The following is a 20709-nucleotide window of genomic DNA, read 5'->3' on the forward strand; positions in this document are numbered from 1 at the left end:
GTTAAATTAAACAAACAACTCTTTGTTTTCCTTATAAAAAAACAAAAAAAGACCACTTTTAAAAGTGGTCTTTTCTGCTATTAATCAAAGTTATAAAGATGTGGCTAAATTAATTAGGAAAATTAAACTTACCGTTTGTATTTTTTCTATCTGTTTCTGGAGTAATTGTTTCTACGACGTCCCAATGTTCTGCAATTTTGCCATCTTCTACTCTAAATAAGTCGTAGTATGATGTTGGTTTATTTGCAAATTTACCTTCGCTAATAGTTAGTACAAAATTACCTTCGCCTAATACTTTATGTACCGTATTATACTCCATTCTTATACCTTGTTTTGCCATCGCTTCTATGGCTTGACCTAAACCAGATAAACCATCTGCAATGTTGGGATTGTGTTGTATATAATGGTCTCCATTAAAGTAACCTTGTAATTTTTCCATTTTACCGTTTACTAAAATATCATTTACAAAATTAGAAACTAAAGTTTTATTAGCTTCAGTCTTGTCTAAATCTGTATTGCTTGTTGTACCATCGGTTTGTGTGTGTTTGCTTGGGTTTGCAGCAGCAACTTCTATTAAATTATCCCAATGCTCTACAATTAATCCGTTTTCAAATCTAAAAACATCAAAACCTACTTTTGGTCCAAAAAAATCGTAAACGGTTTGTGTAAACACATAATCGCCATCTTGAAAAGCTCTAATTGTTTTTACTTTAAAACCATCAGCTGGTGCTAGTTGTAATAAAGCTCCAAAACCAGCTAAACCATCGGCAACAGACAAGTTGTGCTGTGTATATTTGTTTGGGTTTATATACGAAATTGCTTTTTTGTCTCCTGTTTCAATACTTTTTAAAACTGCAATTGTTTTTTCTTTATTTGATAATTTTGCTATTGTTTCCATTTTGGGTTCCTTTTTAATAGTTACTTTTTTTGTTTCTTTTTCAGAGTTGCAAGAAGCTAATGTTATTACTAGCGATAATGCGATAAGAGAATTTTTCATTTTAATTTATGTGTGTTTTTATGACTACAAAATTAAAATAGAACCCTTAGTAACTAAAGATAAATCTAAACCTAAAAATGGTAAATATCGAACCTTAAATTTTAATTTAGTTCTTTTTTAAATTGATTTGGGGTAAATCCTGTATTCTTTCTGAAGTATTTAACAAAATTTGTTGGCTCTTCAAAACCTAAAGCATAGGCTAATTCTGTACTTTTAATTTCTGAATTTACAAGCTGTCGTTTTGCTTCTAGTACAATAAATTCGTCTATAAATTGCTTTGCAGTAATAGAAATAATGCTTTTACAAATGGTATTTAAATGCTTGTAAGTAATATTTAGTTTTTCGGCATAAAAATCGGCATTTCTACTTTTCGTAAAATGTTTTTCTAAAAGTGATTTAAAATCTAAAAATATATTGAGTTGTTTAGATTGTTTTAAATGAAAAGTTTGATATTGTTTTAAACGTTCTAGCTTATAAAAAATAATAGAATGTAAAGATTTGTATGTGCTTTCTTGGTTATAATCTTCTTTTTGACTGTTATATTCTTCAAATAATAATTCGAAATAACGTACTACATTAGAGTCTTTTGGTACTTGAATAATTGGAGAGAACAAATGTGCATTAAACAATCTTATTAATTCGTTTTTTGGTAATGCATTAATCTGTTTCTTTAAATAATCTTCGGTAAACAACAAGATATAACCTTTTAGATTCTTGGTAAATTGAAAAGCATTAATTTGACCTTTAGACAGATGTATTATCGTGTTTTTTTTTACAGTGTGCCATACAAAATCTACCAATTGTTTACTTTCTCCTGCTGTATATAATACAATCATATTAAAAGCAACCTGATGTGCTTTTTCTGGATGATGATCTACAGCGTCATCCTTTCTAATAGCAAGACTTTCAATAGATAAAATTTCAATTCCACTATTATTTGGCTTTTGAGAATTAAAAACAATATGCGGAATCTCTTTATGCATTACATTTTAGTATTAGAATTTTCCAAAGCCTTTCTAATGTGCTCGCTATCCCAATGATTATCATAGTCTACAACACCTCTTTTAAAATCGGCATCCAATAATTCTTCTTGTTTTTTTAATTCTTTTCTTACTTTAAATATATAATTTTTCTCTTGTCTAGACTCTTTTGCTAAATGTCTTAAACTGGTTTCATCATACTTAATATAGTTTTTAACTTGCCTATTTAGCGTATATTTTCTAAAACCTAATTTATGTAAAACATCACTAGCTAAAGCTAACGATGTATCTAGAGATTCTCTATAAAAATTTTCATGTCCAAGATTTAATAACTCATAAGCATCTTCTCTATTTTTAGTACGAATCATGAGTTCTATATGCGGATACTTATCATTAACTATTTTTGTAATTGCTTTTGTTACACTTAATTTATTTGTAGCAATAATTACTATTTTAGCTTCTGCTATTCCTGCAGATTCTAATAAATCTAAACGTGTTGCATCTCCATAATACACTTCAAATCCCATTTTACGAAGTAAGTCTACACGATTTGAATCTTGATCTAAAATAGTAGCTTCTACACCATGCGATCTTAAAAACCGACCTACTGTACTGCCAAAATTACCAAAACCAACCAAAATTATTTTTTGCGATTTTGCAATATGATCCATAGGACGTTTAATAGATTCTTTAGTCCCTACTTTAGGTAAAATAAAACGCTCATTAAAAATACTTATAATTGGTGTTAACCCCATACTTAAAGCTGTAATTACTAGCAAGATATCCATTTGTTCTTGTTCTAAAATATTTAAACCAAAAGCAAAAGACAGCAATACAAAAGCAAATTCTCCAATTTGTGATAAACTGAAAGTTAATAGTAATTTTTGATCTAATTTTAAATTAAAAACACGACCAGTGATAAATAAAACGATTGCTTTTAATATAACTATTGCAATTAAAACACCTCCAATTGTTAAAGGACTTTTTGCTATTACTATAAAATTTATTGAAGCACCAACTGCCATAAAAAACAGACCTAATAACAGATTTTTAAAAGGCTCTAATGTACTTTCTAATTCGTGTTTAAACTCACTATTAGATAATACTACTCCACCTAAAAAAGCGCCTAATGCAGGACTAATTCCTACTAATTCCATAATAAATGAAATACCAAAAACAATTAAAAATGCTGCTGCAATTAGCAACTCACGAACATCTGTTTTTGCTACTTTTCTTAGCATGGGTACAATTACATAACGCCCTAAAGCAATAATAACTGCAACCGATAAGATAATAGCCATAGTTTGTAAACCAAGTGGTAAACTTTCAATAAGACTCATAGATTCACTATGAGCATCTGTTTGTGTTCCTGAATTAGAATTGGATAATAAAGGCATAACACCAATCATGAAAATGACAATAATATCTTGAAATAATAAAATAGAAAATGCAGATGTACCAAAAGTAGTGTCCATCAAACCTTTTTCTTTTATAGTTTGCATAGCTATTGCTGTAGAAGATAAGGCGACTGCCATAGAAATTACTAATGCAACTTCCCACTCATATCCTAAAAAGTAGAAAAGCAAATAAGACAATAGCATCGTACCTCCTACTTGAATGCCTCCCATGCCAAGTATGGTTTTTCGCATGTTCCAGAAATTTTTAGGTTCAATTTCTAATCCAATAAGAAATAGCATCATTACTACTCCAAATTCTGCAAAGTGCAAAATATCTTGACCTTCTTCACCAATAAAACCAAGCACATAAGGTCCAATTAACACACCTGCTAATAAATAACCTATAACAGAACTTAAACCTAAACGCTTAGCAATAGACACACAAATTATGGCTCCTGCCAAAAACATAATAGCTTCAAAAAGTAAACTTCCAGTCATATATTAAGAGCTTTTAAGTTGCGGAATATCATTAATAAATGATTTTTTTTCGAAATCATTTATATTTAAATTGGCTTGAAGTAAATCAATTAGTTTACCGTAATTAATTTTATAATCGTGTAGTTGTTCATCTGAGAGATTATGTGTTCCCATAACTGCAAAAGGCGGAAAATATGTCATTCCGCATAAATTGGCAGTCTGCTCAAAGGGTCTTAAAAATTGTTCAACCGTAAAACTATTATATCCTGCAGAACAGTAAACTTCCTTAGAGCCACCTGTAGTTATAGCATTTAAACACGTTTTATTGTGAAGCGCTTTTCCTTCTGGACCATAAGCCCAATTAAACTCTAATACCATATCAATCCATTGTTTCATTAATGGCGGACAACTATACCAGTAAAACGGATGATGCCAAATAATAATATCATGCTGTTTTAATAATTTTTGCTCTCTAGGCACATCTATATGAAAATCTGGATACTCATCATACAAGTCGTGAATAGTTACATTTTCTTTATCTTTTATATGATTTATTAAAGATAAGTTTGCTCTAGACTTCTCTAGTTTAGGGTGCGCAAAAAGAATTAGAATTTTTTTCATATTACTACTTATATAGTCTATTTGTTATTAAAAAGAATGACTACTCTCCTAACAATTATATTGCTTTTAGTTTATTTTAGGCTATAAAATTAAAAGCAAGTTTAATTCCTGTTATAATCATACCTGTACCTATTATAGCTATAATTAAACCCATTATTTTTCCTATTACAGATATTACATTATTTCCTACAATTTTTACAATTAAATCGCTTAATCTAAATGTAAAATAAGTTAATAAACTCATAGAACCAAATATGGCAATTACCAAAACAATGTGTATTGTTTCTGCTTTGGCAACAAAATTCATAGCAGTTACAATGGTTCCTGGACCAGCTAAAATTGGAATTGCTAAAGGTGAAACAGCTATGTTTTCATCAATATCAACATTATCAATGGTTTTTACATTAGATTGTTTAGACTGTAGCATATCAAAACCTATAAAAAATATTAATATACCTCCTGTAATTTTAAAAGCAGGAATACTAATATTAAATAATTCGAAAATATATTTACCTAAAAGAACAAAAACAGCGACGATAATAAAAGCTATAAAATTTGATCGTTTATTTATATCTTGTTTAGTTTTTTTACTCGCACCTTGTGTTAAAGACAAAAAAACCGTCATGTTAGAAATCGGGTTTGTTATCGCAAAAAATGCTGTAAATACAGCTATTGAAAAAGTTATTAGGTTATCCATTAAAATATAAAATTAATCGTGCAAGAACTTGAATATCTTCTACTTTACCAAAGTTTTTTTTATTTTTATGTAAATAAAAAAAACGTTTTGTATAATATAAGAAATGCCAAGACTAATTAAAATTAATCTTAGCATTAAAAACAAATAAACATCATGCTATCATCTCCATTCGCCACCAACAAATATTTTTTTTAGTATAATTTGGTAATTCTTTTTGTATTTTCATTTTCAAATATGTTATATATATAGTTTTCCTAATTTTCAATCTGAGCTACAAAAAACTGATGCTGTGAAGATTCTACAATAGCCTCTTTCAATAATTTGCCTGTAACCTGTGTGTAAGATTGTTTTCTGTGGATAATGCCAGCTTCATTATTCTTCCAATGTTCTTGTATTACAAAAGAATTTTCTTTTCCTTTAATACTGTAAAAATCAAAGCGAATGTTACCTTCTTCTTGCCTGGTAAGTTCTGTATGCTTAATTAGTTGCTTTAGAAACCTTTCTTTATAACTTTTTTTTATTTCAAATAAGTAAAACAATAACACTCCGTCTTTGTCTGTTTTAATTTGACTAAAATTATTTGTTGGTAATGGTTTTTCGTTATTTAGAAATAGGGTTTTAGGCGCTTCTATTAAAGCCGATTCTACGCGATTTGCAATTCCTCTTTTGTCTACTGCTTTAGAATGTTCATCTAAAGTATTCTGTCCTTTATTTATTCCGAAGACCAAAAAATTCTCTGGATCTTTTTTATCTTGAAACAACTTCATTTCTAAAGTGCCTGTCTCCTTACGAACTACATCTTGATTGGATAGCATTTCTTTTTTAAACAAATCAATTTTATCTAATTTTATTTTAAAAGTTGATAAAATAGTAATTTCAGGGTCTTTCTTTTTATCATAAACCACAGACATTCCTGTACCTTTATTTAAAATTAAACGCATTTTAGAATCTGTAACATCAATCTGAATACAGTCTGACCCTAAATCCATAGTTCCTAGAGTACTTGTTCTACAAAAATATTCACCTTGCCAATCCCAAGTTCCTTTAAGTTCTTGTCCGCCAAAATTTCCTTTAATAATGCCTTCGCTTGTAGCAATAGACGTTCCACCTTCATCACCATAATAATTATCTGCTCCTTTTTCTATATATTCGGCTTTAGTAGTAATTCTGTCCCAAGCAATTGGTTGATAAGCAATTAATTTATCACCAAAAATATAAGGTGCAAAAATAATTTCACCATCTGTATTAATGTCTGCAATTCCTTTTGAAGATGTATCAATCAAGTAATTTTTATCGCCATCAAATGTGTATAATTGACCTGTTGGATTACTACTTGCTAGCAAAATACCATTTATAGAGGTAACACCGTCAAACACTCCTTTTTTGTTTGAAGAAGCAATTAACTCCACCTTTTTAGAAGCTATATCAATGTTATATATGGCTCCAAAATCTTCAGGTTTCCACTCTTTACGCATTAATCCTTCACCATTTTCTAGTCCGTAATTAGCAACAACCAAGGTGTTATTTTCTACAAAAACACCATTTGGAAATGGTATTTTATCAGACTGTAACCACACTATTAATTTGTCATTTTCTATGGTATAAATTTTACCACCAGGTACATCAGAAATGAAGACTTGACCAGTTTTCTGATTAATTGTTAAATCATTTAAAGAACCGGCTTCGTTATCAGAATAACTTTTTATAATGCTTCCGTCGTTTAAATTTATAAGATGTACTTGCTTTTGGTCTGCAACATACAAGATGTTTTTATAAACATCAGAACCAGTTGGAGACGTTAACCCTGTTGTCCAATTCAGGTTGTCAATTACTCCTTCTTTAGACACACGACTTATAAAACCTGGCGCTGCACCGTTAGTATTTGAAACATATAACCACTTATGATTTGACGATGCGTATACAGATTCTGGCATTTTAAAACCGTCTAATTCCCATTTTACAGCTACTGCGAAATCGTTAGTAATTACGTCTTTGTTTTTTTGAATTACTGCAACTTCTGAAACTTTAGTTGTTGTTCTGTCTTTGCAGCCAGAAAGAATCACTAGAAAAAGAAGAGCTATAATTTTTATAGAATTTTTCATAATCTTGTGTTTAGATAGTTACAATCACTTTACCAACCGTTCTTCCTTTTTCCACTTCTATGTGAGCATCAGCCATAGCTTCAAAAGCAAAGGTTTTGTAGATGTTTGGTTTTATGGCTCCGCTTTCTAACATGTCTTTTAGAATGTTCATATCATTACTATCTGACTTTACCAACATACCGGATAGATTCACTTTGTTTGCCTTAGCAATTTCTTTAGCTTCCTCAGGAAAATCTGTTCCGGTAGTTGTAAAAACATGCCCGTTCTCTTTAACTACTTTTACCGAATTAAGAAGTACATTTCCACCTTGGGTATCTAATACAAAATCAATCTCTGTTAAAATATCTTCAAAATTTTGGGTGTGATAATCGATAGCTTCATCTGCGCCAATTGACAATACAAAATCTTTGTTTTTAGCCGAAGCAGTAGTTATAACATAAGCACCATAATTTTTTGCAATTTGAATTGCAAAATGACCAACACCACCAGAACCAGCCTGAATTAAGACTTTATCACCTTTATTAATATTCCCCTTTAAAATTTGCAAGGCTGTTAAAGCTGCTAATGTTGTCGCTGCAGCTTCTTCAAAAGAAACATTGTTTGGCATTTTTGCTAAATGTGCTGCCGGAGCTGCCACAAATTCTGCATAGGCATTACCAACACCAGGGAAATTTACCATTCCGAATACTTTATCACCTTCCTTAAAATTGATGACTGCTGCACCAACTTCGGTAACGGTACCTGCAATATCCCAACCTAAAATTATAGGTCGCTCTTTACCGTACAACATATTTAACATATCATCTACATACTTTGGTTTTACATCTGCTGGGTTTAATGAAATTGCTTTTGTGGCAACCAATACTTCGTTATCTTTTATTGTTGGCTTATCAATATTATCTATATAAAGATTTTCTGGTCCACCTGCTTGTTTTAATAATACTGCTTTCATAATTTTTATATTTTTTAATGTGTTTGTCTCTTAAATCTCTTTCACAAAATTCATATACTGCTTTAAATCTCCAATAACAGCTTCTTCCATAAGTTTGCCTGTTTTCACTGCATATGGTTGATTGAAGTGAATATCCCAAACATCAGATTCTTTTCTCCAATGCTCATAAACAACCAAGGTGTCTTCTTGATCATCTACGGTGTATAAATCGAAAAGAATGTTTCCTTTTTCCTCTTTTCTGGTATGTGTTATATGGTCTTCAAACTGATTTATAAGTTGATTTCTAAAAGCTGTTTTTAATTTAAAAATGAAGAAAATGATAAATACGTCATCTTCTGGATTTGCAGATTTAGAATGGTCTGGTAACGGGTTTGTATCGCCTAAAAAGTAGAAAATTGGTGCAGTTTGTAATGCAGTTTGTGCCACTTCCATTAGTTTTTTGGTATGTGGCTCGTTATCGTGAGACGTTATTGCAGCTTTATCTGCCCAACGTTCGTATACAAAAAAAACATTTTCATCTGTTTTAGATGCAAATACTTTAATCTCTTTATTTCCAGCTTCTTTTTGTGTAGCTGCTTGCGCTTCTTTTAGTGTTGTAGCAAACGTATCTTTATGTTCTGGTTTTACTGTAAATTTTACTATAGTGCTTTTCATCTTTATATCGTTTTAGACTTTAAAATTCTATTTATAATTGTGTAATTATTGTCTCTTCTGAAAATCTTGATTTTGGAAGTTTTGCATTAAAATCGGTGTCCTTTCTGTACCCTAAAGAAACGACTGCTAATGCTGTAAACCCTTTTTCGCGAAGTCCAAATTCTTCGTCTAAAGCTTTTACATCTACACCTTCCATTGGAACAGCGTCTATACCCAATGCAGCAGCACCTAGTAATAAAGTCCCCATATTTAAGTATACCTGTTTTTCCATCCAGTGTGGCAAATCTTTAAGGTCGTAGCGATGAATATTTGCAAACAACATACGCCCACCATGCATTTGGTCCTTAAACTCTTGGGCTGCAAAACGCCCGTCTTTATCTTCTTGCTCCAAAACACGTTTCATATAACTCTCATCTGCATCTGTACGAGCAGCTATTACTATAGTATGAGACGCATCTAATACTTTAGGCGTATTAAACTTAAAAAAACCTTGTGTTCCTTTTGCTACGCGCTCCTTACCTTCTGCTGTATTTGCAATTATAAAATGCCAAGGTTGTAGGTTTACGCTAGACGGGCTTAAACGTAATATGTTTTTTATTTGCTGAAAATCTGAATCTGATATTTTTTTAGTCACATCAAATTCTTTTACTGAGTAGCGATTGTTTAAAATTTCTGTTAGGTTCATTATACTAATATTTTATTATTGTTATTATACTATCAAAATTATAGTGACAAAAGTATATATAGTATATACACTACGCAATAACGGTCAAGAAGTATAGTATAAACAAAACTACTCAAACAACTAATAAACAATACTTTAAGATTTAAATTTTTTGCTATAAAAAATATAGTTGCATACTAAATTAAAGCATTATAACTTTGTAAAAAAAACACACATAATAAATGGATAGAAAAGAACTATTTGATAAGAAACCAAAGATTAAGATTAATGATAAAATATCGTATTGTCCCACAAGTGCAGCAATGGAACTTATTGGTGGTAAATGGAAAAGCGTTATACTTACCCATTTAATAGATGGCAAAAAGCGTTATAATGAATTGCGTAAAGAAATACCTGGTATAACAGAACGCACCTTGAGTTTACAGCTTAAACAATTAGAGGCTGATGCTATTGTAAACAGAAGAGTATTTACAAAAAAGCCACCGTTAAAGGTAGAATATACGCTTACTGAATTTGGACAAACCTTAGTACCTATTTTAAATCTAATTGTTGAATGGGGATTACATGCTGCCGAAACTAAAGGTGAGTTTTTATTTGATGAATAAAGACAAGTAACTTATTTTTTATCTAAGAAACTAATGTTCTTGTTAGTGTTATTAATTCTTCAATTTTATCTTCATTATAAGTATCAGGATGTGCATTACTAAAGCTACCTTTATCATTATCAAAATACTTACCTGACTCATTTTTATTTGCTTCAGATATGGCTAAATTATAAAGAATATCTACACCTTTTTCTGCTGGAGACCAATATTGACCATAGGCTTCTTTAGCCATTTTAGTGTTTAGTAATGAACCTGGATTTACAGCTATAGTTGTAATATTTGGATGTTGTTTTGCAAAGTAAAAACTCCACATGGTTAGTGCCAGTTTGCTTTGTGCGTAAGCTTCGTTGGCACTGATAGATACATCGCCTGTTAAAATGCCTTTTTTAACTGAAGATTGTGCTGCAGAACTTAAATTTACTATTCTTGATGCTGACCCTTTTTCTAGAACCGAAATAATATTTTCTGTTAAAATATAAGGTGCCAAATAATTGACAGCCATTCTTATATCTAAACCCTTTTTAGTTTTAACAGAAGGTGTTTTTAAAACTCCTGCATTGTTAATTAAAACATCTAGACTTGGTACTTCATTTTTTATTTGTTCTGCCATTTGTTTTACAGCATTTAAATCTGAAAAATCGGCCACAAATCCTTTTACATTATCATTTTTTGAAGCGGTTTTTATTGCGCTAATTGTATCGTTTACTTTAGCTTCACTTCTACCGTGAATATAAACTGCGTTTCCGTTTTCTGCTAATTTTAAAGCGGTTAGTTTTCCTATACCGTCTGTACTTCCTGTTATTAATATATGTTTCATTGTATCTTTTATGTTGATGAAAACTGGCAATACAACTATTGCCAGTTTTATAATTTTATTTTTGTCTAATATAATAAACTACGCTTGCTGTAATTAAAATGGTGCAACGGTATCCTTAGGACCGTCAGGTAAACTCCAACGTTGACGAGCTGTAACATTTTCTAATGCAACGTCTTTGATTGTACCATTGCTACCAATGTTTCCGTAACTACTAGTACTACCACGTGGTATTTGCATATTATCACCATATAACCAAACTACCAAATTACTGCGTTGCCCGCTTGTAATTGGGTGTGTTGCGTGTGGCACATTACCTCTATGGATGATGGCTTTTCCTGGCTCAAACTTAGTTTGTACCGTTTTACCTGAAGCTTTATCATAGAAATCGACTATAGATCCTGTAAATTCTTCATCAGGTAAGTTAGTATTTATATTTAATGTTGCTGACGAAGCATCGGTATGCGCATGTAAATCTTTGTCTTTATCTGGATTGTATTGTATTGAAAATCCAAAAGTTTGATTGTCGTAACCGTAAGTCCCCAATAATAATCGAGAAATCGGGCGCATATAACGGTCCATTATATCATTATAAAATGCCTGAAAGCTTGGTGTTGCTAAATATCCTTCAGATCTTGGATCTAACATCATTCCGTAACGGTTTAATTGAATACCGTAAGGTGCACGTTTAGGGATTTCTGACTTTACTACGTCTTCTAAATACTGACGAAAATCCGCTAAACGTTCTAAATCAAAAAACTGTGTTTCATAAACGCCTGGAATTATTTCTTTCCATAAATCGGCAACAGCAGATTCTTTTTCTGGATTTTCCCAAGCATCTTTAATAGCCTTACGTAATTTTGGATCTAGTAAAGATTCGTCTGGCAATAATAAATTGTCTTTGTTTTCTAGTTCCCACTCTGCCCAAGCGTCTTCTAATAATTTTCGATTATCATTCCAAAATTTTGAAACTGATGGATCGCGTCTTAATGATAATTCTCTTGATGGTACTTCTAAAGCACGAGCTTCTGCAAGTGCATTTGTATGTTCTATTGTTTTCATAATTATATGTTTTAAGTATAGCTACTGCTATTGGATTTTTTATCTATAACAAAATTACGCACAAGCGGCTGTTCTTCTTTGGTAGTAAAAATGGTGGTTTTAGTAAAAAACAAGGTTTTGCTATGTTTTAAATGAAAAATGCCTCTAAAAAGAGGCATTTAACACTATTAATCAACCATAAGGATACATTGCAAATCCCTATTTGTTTTTAGTTCTCAACTACTATTTTACCAATAGCTTTTCCGCTTTGTAAATGTGCATAAGCATCACCCACTTCTTCTAACGAAAACTTGTTTTCATCTACTATTGGCGTTAAATGTCCTTCGTTAGAAATTTCAGCTAAACGCTCTAAAATATTTCCGTGTGCATCTCTTTTAAAATTGTGCAACATTGGTATTAGCATAAATACTACGTGTAATGATGCTCCTTTAAAGTGCAATGGCGTTAAATCTAATTCACATAACGACACCGTAGTAGAAATATGTCCGTTTAAGGCAACAGCTTCAATAGAATTGGTAAGATTTGCACCACCAACAGTATCAAAAACCACATCAAAACCACCATCGGTATATTTTGCTGTGTAATCTGCTACTTTTTCAGTTTTAAAATCGATGAAGGTTGCACCAAATTTTTCAACAATAGCTTTTTGATTATCACCAGTACCTGTAGCAAAAACTTCTGCTCCAAAATACTTTGCCAACTGCACCGCTAAATGACCAACACCACCAGAGCCACCGTGTACCAATACTTTTTGACCTGCTTTTACGCCTGCTCTTGTTAAACCTTCGTAAGCTGTAATTGCTACTAATGGTAAAGCTGCAGTTTCTCGCATAGTTAAGCCTTTTGGTTTGTGCGCTACAAGGTTGCTATCTGCTACAATATATTCGGTTAAGGTTCCTGGTAAATCGGCTAAACCGCCAGCACAACCGTATACTTCATCTCCTACATTAAAACCCTCTACTCCTTCTCCAACAGCTTCTACTGTTCCAGAGAAATCCATTCCTAATAAGGCAGGTGCAGCTGGCGATAATGGTAAATCGGTTCCCATATTCTTAATCATAGTGTCAATTGTATTTACACTAGATGCCGCTATTTTTACCAATACGTGATTTGCCTTTACTGTTGGTTTTGCTATTTCTGATACTTCGAAATTTCCGTTTTCTCCGTAGTTGTTTATAAGCATTGCTTTCATATCTATTTTCTTTTTTTGTGATTTATGAATTTGACTTTAAAATTTTAGTTTATTTCTTGAATATCTATGAGCATAGATTCCCAATTCTTTTGGTTGTCATGATCAAACTGAGCACCATTATCATCTGCATATTGAAAACGTTTTACTGCTGGTGTTCTACTGGTAGCTTGGAATAATTGATAAGCTTCTTCTTTTAAAGCTTCTTCTATAGGCAAATCCAATGACGCATATACTGCACGCTTACATGCTGCTATAGAATCTGCTGGAAATTTTGCAATACGCTCTGCCAAAGCATCAACGTAAGGTCCAATCTCATTAGGATCTAATGCTTTATTTACTGTTCCGAATTTTTCTGCCTCATCTGCATCCCAATCTCTGGCACCAAGTATAATTTCTAAAGCTTTACCCAAGCTTGTTTGCCTTGCCATACGTGAAGCGCCACCGCCACAAGGTAAAATGCCCATACCTACTTCCATTTGCATAAATTTGGCTTTTCCTCTAGCTGCGAAACGCATATCTAGTGCCAAAGCCATTTCGTGTCCGCCACCACGTGCAAAACCTTCAATTTTTGCTATTGTTGCTTGTGGTAAATTGCTTAAACGCTCTAAAACAGATTGTAAATCGAATAATTTTATTTCATTTCTTGGTACCGCTTCGGTGGATAAATCTTTTAGTAAATCGGTATCATAATGACATACCCAATACCCTGGATTTGAAGATTCAAAAACCACTACTTTTACACTTCTATCGCGCTCTAATCGTAAACAAAGACTGCTTAAATCTGCTAGCATTTCTTGTCCTTGTACGTTTACTGGTCCAAAGTTAATATCTACGGTTAAAATTCCTCCGTCTTGCTTTGCTGTAAATGTTTGAAAATTCTTGTAGTCCATGGTATCTTATTTTAAGTTGTTAGTGTGTATATTAATTACACTGCAAACTTAAAACAGGAACCAAGCTTTATTTTGGTAGAAAACAAAGTGGTATTAGTAAAAAAAGAGGTTTTAGTAAAAAATTAGGCTAAATTGGCTCTAAAAGCACTTAAACTGGTGCCTTTATAGCTTTGAAACGTTTTGTTTAAATGACTAGAATCTGTAAAACCGAGTTCTGCTGCGATTTCGGAATATTGCAAATCGGTATATTTTAGTCTGGTTTCTACCAATTTTAATTTGTAGTTGATGATGTACTTTTTTAAAGACACATCGGTATGCTTTTTAAAATATTCACTGATGTAATTATCTGCCATATGAAATTCTTCTGCTAAACTTTTAGTAGATAACAATTCTGAATTATAAATATTAGAATGAATGTAATTTATAATTTGTTGAATTTTAGACGATTTCACTTCTTTTACAGAATCGGAAGTATTTATGAATTGAATATTTCGAGCAATAAGATGTAAAATAACTGATAATGAATTTTGAATGATAAAGATATCAAAGGATTGTTTATTTAGATATTCAGTTGCTACCATGTTTACTAAAGCGACTAAATGCGAACGATCTGCTTCGGTTTCAAACTGCATTTCACGAAGTTCGTGGCTTTCGCTATTTAAGATTTCTTCAATTTTACGAAACCAATTGTTAACAGGTAATGTTTCATTTTGCGAAGCTGTATTTCTAAAAAAACTCTTTAAAAACTTAATGGCTACCGTAGAAGTTTCTGTTTCTGGATTTAGAATATAAATATCATCTGGAATAAACACAAAAATGCTATTGGCTGTATAATTTACTGTTTTACCATTAATTTTTATGGTTCCTGAACCTTCTTCGAAATAGACGATTTCAAAAAAACGAATGGTTGTGTACTGGCAAAACTCAAAAAATGTTTGTTTTTTATATTGCGCAATCACAATGTTTTCAATAATAGTTCTTGGCATAGTTAAGAGTTTTTAATGGCTGTATTTGTAAATTTTTCTTGAGCTAGAAACTTATGAATATCGCTAACTACAATGGAGCCCTCGCCCACAGCGGAGGCTACACGTTTTACAGAACCAGATCGCACATCGCCAACTGCGAAAAGCCCAGGCAAACTAGTTTCAAAAGTATAAGGTTTTCTTTCACTAAACTCTGGCTCACTATTTAAAGCATTATTGCAAATGGTAAGTCCGGTATGCACAAAACCTTTTTCATCCGTATCAATAATATTATCGAGCCATTCGGTACATGGTTTTGCTCCAACAAAAGTAAATAGATATATAATTTCGTTTTTTACCAAAGCATCTTTTTGCTTTATTTCTACCTTTTCTAAATAGGTATCGCCTTCTACTTTTACAACATTACTATTGGTTAGAACTTCTATATTCTCGCAAGCAATAATTCTTTGCACTAAGTAGTCGCTCATTTTAGCTCCTATATCTTCATTTCTAATAATCACATATATTTTACTGGCAAAATTAGCTAAAAAAAGAGCAGCCTGTCCTGCAGAATTACCACCACCTACAATACCGATTTCTCCATTTTTGCACATATTGGCATGCATGGAAGTTGCACTGTAATAAATTCCTGAGCCTTCAAATTTCTGAATTCCTTCTAATGGTAATCTTCTATAAGCAGCACCAGTAGCAGCGATAACGCTTTTGGCTTTTAATGTAGACGTGTTACTCGCATGAACATAATAAAGATTATCTTTACACTCAATACCTTCCACACGATGTGGTACAGAAATAGTACAGCCAAACTTTTGAGCTTGAATGTATCCGTTGTTTGCTAGATCCCTACCAGAAATACCTGTAGGAAAACCTAAGTAATTTTCAATTTTAGAACTTTTTCCTGCTTGCCCTCCAGGAGAATTACTATCAATGGTTAACACTTTTAATCCTTCTGAAGAAGCATAAACACTTGCTGCTAAACCTGCAGGTCCTGCTCCCACCACTAGAACATCATAAACTTCATCATCTAATTTTATTCTAACACCTGAACACTCTCCTATTTCATCAATTGACGGACGAATAGCAATTTCATTCTGACTGTTAATTAAAACAGGTAGGTCTTCTGTAGTGAGGCTAAATGTTTCTAACAATTGAACAAGCCCCTCTTCTTTATCAGAATCTATAAACTTGTACCAAATGTCATTCTTATCCATAAAATCACGAATCGCATAGGTTTCGTTAGAATGCTCTGAGCCAATAAGTTTTATACCTTGTACATTATTCTTTAAAGCATCTTCACGTAGTAGAAACGCATTGAGCAGCACATCACTAATATCACTAAATTTGGCAATAGCACTTTTAAGTTTTTCAGGATTTATTCTAATAAGCTGCGTGTTTTCTAATGTTTCTCCACAAACACCAACTGTACGATGCGATAATATACTACTCGATCCTGAAAATTGATGTTTTCTGTGTATGGTAATATTATCATCTTTTTTATCAGGATCAATAATTTTAATTCCTCCTGCAAGCACCACGAAAAAATCGTAATGCTGATCTCCAAAATCTAAAACTACCGTAGGTTTCTCATAAAACTCAATGGTTCCGTAAGCTTTTAACTTCTCTACTTGTAAATTTGTAAGTTCGGGAAATTTTGGATCAATCATTTATTATTGGATTAGTAAGTTACAAAAGCCTCGTCTTTATAGCTCCAAAGCCATCTTTCATTAAATTCTACCGAACTAATAACTGGATGACCTATGGCTTGAAAATGCGCTGTAACGTGCTTGTTTTTAGAATCGTCGCAACAAAGTGTAACACCACATTCTTGACAAGTTCTTAAGTGCACCCAGGCATCGCCAAGTTTTACACATGCTTCACACACCTGCTTGGTCGCAGTTTTTAATTCTGAAAATATCAGTTATATGCTTGCAGGCGGTTTTCATCATAACAAATATAAAAACGTTTTTATAATATAGTTTTTATAAATTTAACAAAAGAACTTGACAACTCCCTCCTAAACCCCATTGTTTACCTGAATATTTGTTTTTAAATACAAATTATCTAAATGAAACACCTTCTGCAAGGGGTTTAAACTTGAAAATGTAGAAAGGTTTAGTAGATTGATCTTTTCCATCGTTAAAAACTGCGCCTTTATTTACCTGTGCTGCCGAAACATACATGTACCCATCTAAATGATTGTAACTAACACCATCTGGCCAAACCATATTTTCATTTGAAGTCATCGTTTTTACACTTTTATCTTTGGCTAAAACAACAGCAACACTATTAGTTTCTAAAGCAGTTAAATAAATATTTCCTTTTTTATCTATTGACATTCCTCCATTGTTTGGTTTTTCAGAATAGGTTTCAATTTTAGAATCTAAATCTTCATCTGTAAAAGTTTCGTTAACTAAATCAAGCGTTTTAATTCTGTAGATTTTTGTTCCGTTTAACGGTCCATAATAAATATACTCAAAATCTTTATCTGCTGTAATTCCGTCGTTACCAACCAATAAATCCTTCTCATTAACTGCTAAATGTTTGCCTTTAATAACAGTTGGTGTGTTTTCTGGTTTAGTAGTACGCGTACCCTCTAAAATACGACGCGTTTTTCCGGTTTTCATGTCTACAATTATGAAAGCTGCTTGACTTCCGTCGCCTCCATTACCAATGCCTTCATCTGCTATAATAAAATAACCATGTTTGGTATCGACAACCATATCGTTAGGTTGTGCAATTTTTGGAACCGAAGATTTTGGTAAGTAATAAATACGCTCTAATTTATTAATTTTGGTATTCCAACCTACAATTTTAGGCGTTACATTATTACGTTGTGCCATATCTATCATCCAAATAATACCGTTTTCATCGTTACGAATACCCAAGACATTACTTAAATAGTTGTCGTCTGTGTTTCTTGGTGTATTCCACGCTTTATTTGGAAACGGTTTGCTTTCTTTGGTTTTTGCATCCATTATCATCACGCGATTTTCGGGTGCAAAAAAGGGATGATGACTATATACCAAATCTCCAGTATTAGTAAACGTGATGTTACCAACTGCTTGATTTGTTGTTGCAAAAGTTTCCGCTTCAGTCAGTGTGTTTTGGGAATTTACAGTCATTACTGAAGCGAATAGTAATATTATGAAACTTAAGTTTTTCATGATTATTTTACCTCAAACTCTCCATTACTTCTAATGTAAAGAACCGTTTCTTTTTCTGCTGAAATGATTGACGTTGCATTTTCCTCAGCACCAAAATAAGATGGCGCATTTAATTCTTTTTTATCTTCTTTTTTAGAAAACTGATGTGAAATTCCTCCAGAAATAACCACAGCTCTAAAATTAGGACTTAAGTTTTTGATTTTTCCTTTAAAACCAGCTGGTAATTTTATTAACGATGCACGTAATTGATTCTTTTCGTGACTTCCCCATAAAAAAGCGGTTTGTACATTACTTTTTGAAGCAACCCATTGGATGTCGTTAGCATTTAACCAAACCAAGTTTGTTTTATCAACATTTACAGGTCTTTCACCATTATCAAAAGCTTCAGATGTTGGTTTTACTAAATACGGACCTTCTTGAATATCTAAAAACGCCATATTTTCGTTATCATCAGCAGCAGTAATATGCGCTTCGCCTGCTGGTTGTTGCCAATAAGAACCTGCTGGAAGCCATTGTTTTTCTGCATTTTCATCGTCATTATGTAATAAGCCTTTAATGACTACACCACGATATGTAATGTTGTGAATGTGTGGTGGCGAAGAAAATCCTTTTTTGAATTTTACTAAGAAACCAGCTGGTTCGTTTTTGGTTCGGTCTCCCCAAAGTTTCCCTGCTGCTGGACTTTTATCTCCTCGTAACGGATTTAACCAACCCCATTCTACGTTGTCTGCGGTTACTACTTCGTTTACAGACTTAATATCATCTGTTGTTGGTGTTTGTGCGTTTGCAAAAATACCAACAACTAATGCTATTGCGATTAGGATATTTTTTTTCATGTCTTTTATGTTTTAATAATTTATTTTTTTGTTTTCTTTAAGTAATCTGGTAACTCTTTAGATAGCCAATCTTGACGGACAGGAACGTGCACATCTAAATCTACCGTTTCTTCTAAAGCCCAAAACTCGTGAGGAACATTTTCAGGAAAAACAATAACTTCTCCTGCTCCAACTTCTACAAACGTTTCTTTTCCGTCAATAATAGTTTTTATTTTAACCTTACCAGACATAATATATGTAATTTGCTCGTTAGGATGTTTATGCCAAGGAATATGCGCGCCTTTTTCTAAATTAAAGATGGTCATTTGTCCCTTTTCTCCGTGAAACCACTTGCGTTTTATGCCTTTCCCGATGGTTTCCGATTCCATATCATCAAAATTGAAATGCTGTACTTTTGACGTTGCTACAGAATCTATTGTTGTAACTTGTGCAGTAACTGTATTGCTTGCAAATAATGCTGTTACTGCTAGTATTGCTAATACGTTTTTTAATTTCATATTTATTTTTTTAATATAAATGACAATTCAAGTTTTAAAATTCACCCAAATTGATATTTGTTTTTAATCTAAATTGAATACTAAAATCCTTCTAAAACAATTTTGCCTTTTGCTTTACCTGTTTCTAAAAATGCGTGTGCTTTTCTAAGATTTTCTGCATTAATAGTTCCGAAGTTTTCTCCTAAGGTTGTTTTAATGATTCCGTTGTCTATAAGCTTAGAAACTTTGTTTAAAATGTTATGCTGCTCAATCATATCCTCCGTCTGGAACATAGAACGAGTAAACATTAACTCGATATGCGTAGACACTGCTTTACCTTTAAAAGGCATCACGTTTAATGTTTTTGGATCATCAATAAAACCAAATTTACCTTGAGGTTTAATTAGTTTTACAATTTCATCCACATGATGTTCTGTAGCATTTAAACTCACTACATATTCTGGTGCAGATAAATTGTATTTTTCAAACTCTTCGCTCAACTTATTTCTGTGATTGATTACTGTATCTGCACCCAATTCTTTTAACCAATTGGTCGTTTCTTCGCGAGAAGCAGTACCAATAATGTTTAATTTTGTCAGTTTTTTAGCCAGTTGAACCAATATAGAACCCACACCACCAGCAGCACCAATAACTAAAATAGATTTGTTTGCACCCTCTTTAGATACTTGCAATCTATCAAACAACATTTCGTATGCTGTAAGTGTTGTTAATGGTAAAGCAGCTGCTTCAGCATAGGATAAACTTGAAGGTTTTTTACCAACAATGCGCTCATCTACCAACTGAAATTCAGCATTACTCCCTTGACGTGTCAAATCACCTGCATACCAAACTTCATCTCCTACATTAAACAAGGTAACATCTTCACCAATTTCCTTTACAATTCCGGTTGCATCCCAACCAATAACACTCCATTCTCCATCTGGAGCTGGTTTGTTAGCTCTAACTTTGTAGTCTACAGGATTTACAGAAATGGCTTTAATTTCAACCAAAACATCTCTTCCTGTTGCTTTAGGCGTTTCTACTTCTATATCTTGTAAAGAATTTACGTTGTCTATTGGTAAATTCTCTTTGTATCCTATTGCTTTCATCTAACTTAAACGTTTTTTG

21 protein-coding genes are annotated in these 20709 nt (G+C 32.5%); 1 reads left to right on the plus strand and 20 read right to left on the minus strand.

The genetic code is table 11. The features are described 5' to 3' along the window. Positions 1–109: 109 nt before the first annotated feature. The 9 genes from ABD715_RS10975 to nfsB all read right to left on the minus strand — a co-directional run bounded on the left by ABD715_RS10975 (position 110) and on the right by nfsB (position 9562). A complete protein-coding gene (locus tag ABD715_RS10975; RefSeq protein ID WP_344788270.1) occupies positions 110–997 on the minus strand; it encodes a nuclear transport factor 2 family protein in 888 nt (295 codons plus the stop codon). A 101-nt stretch (positions 998–1098) separates the two neighbouring features. After that, positions 1099–1980 (minus strand): helix-turn-helix domain-containing protein, encoded by an 882-nt coding sequence (locus ABD715_RS10980; RefSeq protein ID WP_344788271.1) that lies wholly within the window; start codon positions 1978–1980, stop codon positions 1099–1101. Next, positions 1980–3872 (minus strand): monovalent cation:proton antiporter-2 (CPA2) family protein, encoded by a 1893-nt coding sequence (locus tag ABD715_RS10985; protein WP_344788272.1) that lies wholly within the window; start codon positions 3870–3872, stop codon positions 1980–1982. The genes ABD715_RS10980 and ABD715_RS10985 overlap by 1 nt, the downstream gene beginning before the upstream one ends. Positions 3873–3875: 3 nt before the next feature. Further along, positions 3876–4472 (minus strand): glutathione-regulated potassium-efflux system oxidoreductase KefF, encoded by a 597-nt coding sequence (gene kefF, locus ABD715_RS10990; protein ID WP_344788273.1) that lies wholly within the window; start codon positions 4470–4472, stop codon positions 3876–3878. A 76-nt stretch (positions 4473–4548) separates the two neighbouring features. Then, positions 4549–5169 (minus strand): MarC family protein, encoded by a 621-nt coding sequence (locus ABD715_RS10995; protein WP_344788274.1) that lies wholly within the window; start codon positions 5167–5169, stop codon positions 4549–4551. Between the two features lie 254 nt (positions 5170–5423). Further along, on the minus strand, positions 5424–7271 hold the full coding sequence (locus tag ABD715_RS11000; protein ID WP_344788275.1) for an antibiotic biosynthesis monooxygenase: 1848 nt from the start codon (positions 7269–7271) through the stop codon (positions 5424–5426). Between the two features lie 10 nt (positions 7272–7281). Next, complete coding sequence (locus tag ABD715_RS11005) at positions 7282–8223, minus strand: NADP-dependent oxidoreductase (RefSeq protein ID WP_344788276.1); 942 nt, start codon at positions 8221–8223, stop codon at positions 7282–7284. Positions 8224–8253: 30 nt separating this feature from the next. Further along, the gene (locus tag ABD715_RS11010) at positions 8254–8877 is read right to left on the minus strand and encodes a putative quinol monooxygenase (RefSeq protein WP_344788277.1); all 624 of its coding nucleotides are present in this window, start codon (positions 8875–8877) and stop codon (positions 8254–8256) included. A gap of 31 nt (positions 8878–8908) precedes the next feature. Next, positions 8909–9562: an oxygen-insensitive NAD(P)H nitroreductase gene (nfsB, locus tag ABD715_RS11015; protein ID WP_344788278.1), complete on the minus strand. Its 654-nt coding sequence runs from the start codon at positions 9560–9562 to the stop codon at positions 8909–8911. Between the two features lie 221 nt (positions 9563–9783). Here nfsB and ABD715_RS11020 point away from each other — a divergent pair, with 221 nt between their 5' ends. After that, complete coding sequence (locus ABD715_RS11020; protein WP_344788279.1) at positions 9784–10167, plus strand: winged helix-turn-helix transcriptional regulator; 384 nt, start codon at positions 9784–9786, stop codon at positions 10165–10167. A gap of 22 nt (positions 10168–10189) precedes the next feature. On the opposite strand, the gene ABD715_RS11025 is transcribed toward ABD715_RS11020, so the two are convergent. The 11 genes from ABD715_RS11025 to ABD715_RS11075 form a co-directional block, all read right to left on the minus strand. Next, positions 10190–10984 carry an SDR family NAD(P)-dependent oxidoreductase gene (locus ABD715_RS11025; RefSeq protein ID WP_344788280.1) on the minus strand — a complete coding sequence of 265 codons (795 nt, stop codon included), beginning with the start codon at positions 10982–10984 and terminating at the stop codon, positions 10190–10192. Positions 10985–11077: 93 nt separating this feature from the next. Beyond that, positions 11078–12043 carry a 2OG-Fe(II) oxygenase gene (locus tag ABD715_RS11030; RefSeq protein WP_344788281.1) on the minus strand — a complete coding sequence of 322 codons (966 nt, stop codon included), beginning with the start codon at positions 12041–12043 and terminating at the stop codon, positions 11078–11080. Positions 12044–12251: 208 nt separating this feature from the next. Beyond that, on the minus strand, positions 12252–13235 hold the full coding sequence (locus ABD715_RS11035) for a zinc-dependent alcohol dehydrogenase family protein (protein ID WP_344788282.1): 984 nt from the start codon (positions 13233–13235) through the stop codon (positions 12252–12254). Between the two features lie 44 nt (positions 13236–13279). Next, positions 13280–14125, minus strand: a complete 846-nt coding sequence (locus tag ABD715_RS11040) for an enoyl-CoA hydratase/isomerase family protein (RefSeq protein WP_344788283.1) — start codon at positions 14123–14125, stop codon at positions 13280–13282. Positions 14126–14247: 122 nt separating this feature from the next. Then, a complete protein-coding gene (locus tag ABD715_RS11045) occupies positions 14248–15111 on the minus strand; it encodes an AraC family transcriptional regulator (RefSeq protein WP_344788284.1) in 864 nt (287 codons plus the stop codon). Between the two features lie 2 nt (positions 15112–15113). After that, positions 15114–16769 (minus strand): FAD-dependent oxidoreductase, encoded by a 1656-nt coding sequence (locus ABD715_RS11050; protein ID WP_344788285.1) that lies wholly within the window; start codon positions 16767–16769, stop codon positions 15114–15116. Between the two features lie 11 nt (positions 16770–16780). After that, entirely contained in the window at positions 16781–16987 is a 207-nt protein-coding gene (locus ABD715_RS11055) for a UBP-type zinc finger domain-containing protein (RefSeq protein ID WP_344788286.1), read from the minus strand. Positions 16988–17162: 175 nt separating this feature from the next. Continuing rightward, positions 17163–18227, minus strand: a complete 1065-nt coding sequence (locus ABD715_RS11060; RefSeq protein ID WP_344788287.1) for an L-dopachrome tautomerase-related protein — start codon at positions 18225–18227, stop codon at positions 17163–17165. Between the two features lie 44 nt (positions 18228–18271). Further along, complete coding sequence (locus ABD715_RS11065) at positions 18272–19105, minus strand: DUF4437 domain-containing protein (RefSeq protein WP_344788288.1); 834 nt, start codon at positions 19103–19105, stop codon at positions 18272–18274. A gap of 20 nt (positions 19106–19125) precedes the next feature. Further along, complete coding sequence (locus ABD715_RS11070) at positions 19126–19602, minus strand: cupin domain-containing protein (RefSeq protein ID WP_344788289.1); 477 nt, start codon at positions 19600–19602, stop codon at positions 19126–19128. Positions 19603–19682: 80 nt separating this feature from the next. Beyond that, positions 19683–20690, minus strand: coding sequence for a zinc-binding alcohol dehydrogenase family protein (locus tag ABD715_RS11075; protein WP_344788290.1), 1008 nt, complete (start codon positions 20688–20690; stop codon positions 19683–19685). Positions 20691–20709 lie beyond the last annotated feature (19 nt).

Source organism: Postechiella marina, assembly GCF_039538365.1.
Lineage (GTDB): Bacteria > Bacteroidota > Bacteroidia > Flavobacteriales > Flavobacteriaceae > Postechiella > Postechiella marina.

Bases quoted from the DNA above. Each gene is read 5' to 3' on its own strand.
- ABD715_RS10975 (WP_344788270.1), bottom strand. From the start codon at position 997: ATGAAAAATTCTCTTATCGCATTATCGCTAGTAATAACATTAGCTTCT.
- ABD715_RS10980 (WP_344788271.1), bottom strand. From the start codon at position 1,980: ATGCATAAAGAGATTCCGCATATTGTTTTTAATTCTCAAAAGCCAAAT.
- ABD715_RS10985 (WP_344788272.1), bottom strand. From the start codon at position 3,872: ATGACTGGAAGTTTACTTTTTGAAGCTATTATGTTTTTGGCAGGAGCC.
- kefF (WP_344788273.1), bottom strand. From the start codon at position 4,472: ATGAAAAAAATTCTAATTCTTTTTGCGCACCCTAAACTAGAGAAGTCT.
- ABD715_RS10995 (WP_344788274.1), bottom strand. From the start codon at position 5,169: ATGGATAACCTAATAACTTTTTCAATAGCTGTATTTACAGCATTTTTT.
- ABD715_RS11000 (WP_344788275.1), bottom strand. From the start codon at position 7,271: ATGAAAAATTCTATAAAAATTATAGCTCTTCTTTTTCTAGTGATTCTT.
- ABD715_RS11005 (WP_344788276.1), bottom strand. From the start codon at position 8,223: ATGAAAGCAGTATTATTAAAACAAGCAGGTGGACCAGAAAATCTTTAT.
- ABD715_RS11010 (WP_344788277.1), bottom strand. From the start codon at position 8,877: ATGAAAAGCACTATAGTAAAATTTACAGTAAAACCAGAACATAAAGAT.
- nfsB (WP_344788278.1), bottom strand. From the start codon at position 9,562: ATGAACCTAACAGAAATTTTAAACAATCGCTACTCAGTAAAAGAATTT.
- ABD715_RS11020 (WP_344788279.1), top strand. From the start codon at position 9,784: ATGGATAGAAAAGAACTATTTGATAAGAAACCAAAGATTAAGATTAAT.
- ABD715_RS11025 (WP_344788280.1), bottom strand. From the start codon at position 10,984: ATGAAACATATATTAATAACAGGAAGTACAGACGGTATAGGAAAACTA.
- ABD715_RS11030 (WP_344788281.1), bottom strand. From the start codon at position 12,043: ATGAAAACAATAGAACATACAAATGCACTTGCAGAAGCTCGTGCTTTA.
- ABD715_RS11035 (WP_344788282.1), bottom strand. From the start codon at position 13,235: ATGAAAGCAATGCTTATAAACAACTACGGAGAAAACGGAAATTTCGAA.
- ABD715_RS11040 (WP_344788283.1), bottom strand. From the start codon at position 14,125: ATGGACTACAAGAATTTTCAAACATTTACAGCAAAGCAAGACGGAGGA.
- ABD715_RS11045 (WP_344788284.1), bottom strand. From the start codon at position 15,111: ATGCCAAGAACTATTATTGAAAACATTGTGATTGCGCAATATAAAAAA.
- ABD715_RS11050 (WP_344788285.1), bottom strand. From the start codon at position 16,769: ATGATTGATCCAAAATTTCCCGAACTTACAAATTTACAAGTAGAGAAG.
- ABD715_RS11060 (WP_344788287.1), bottom strand. From the start codon at position 18,227: ATGACTGTAAATTCCCAAAACACACTGACTGAAGCGGAAACTTTTGCA.
- ABD715_RS11065 (WP_344788288.1), bottom strand. From the start codon at position 19,105: ATGAAAAAAAATATCCTAATCGCAATAGCATTAGTTGTTGGTATTTTT.
- ABD715_RS11070 (WP_344788289.1), bottom strand. From the start codon at position 19,602: ATGAAATTAAAAAACGTATTAGCAATACTAGCAGTAACAGCATTATTT.
- ABD715_RS11075 (WP_344788290.1), bottom strand. From the start codon at position 20,690: ATGAAAGCAATAGGATACAAAGAGAATTTACCAATAGACAACGTAAAT.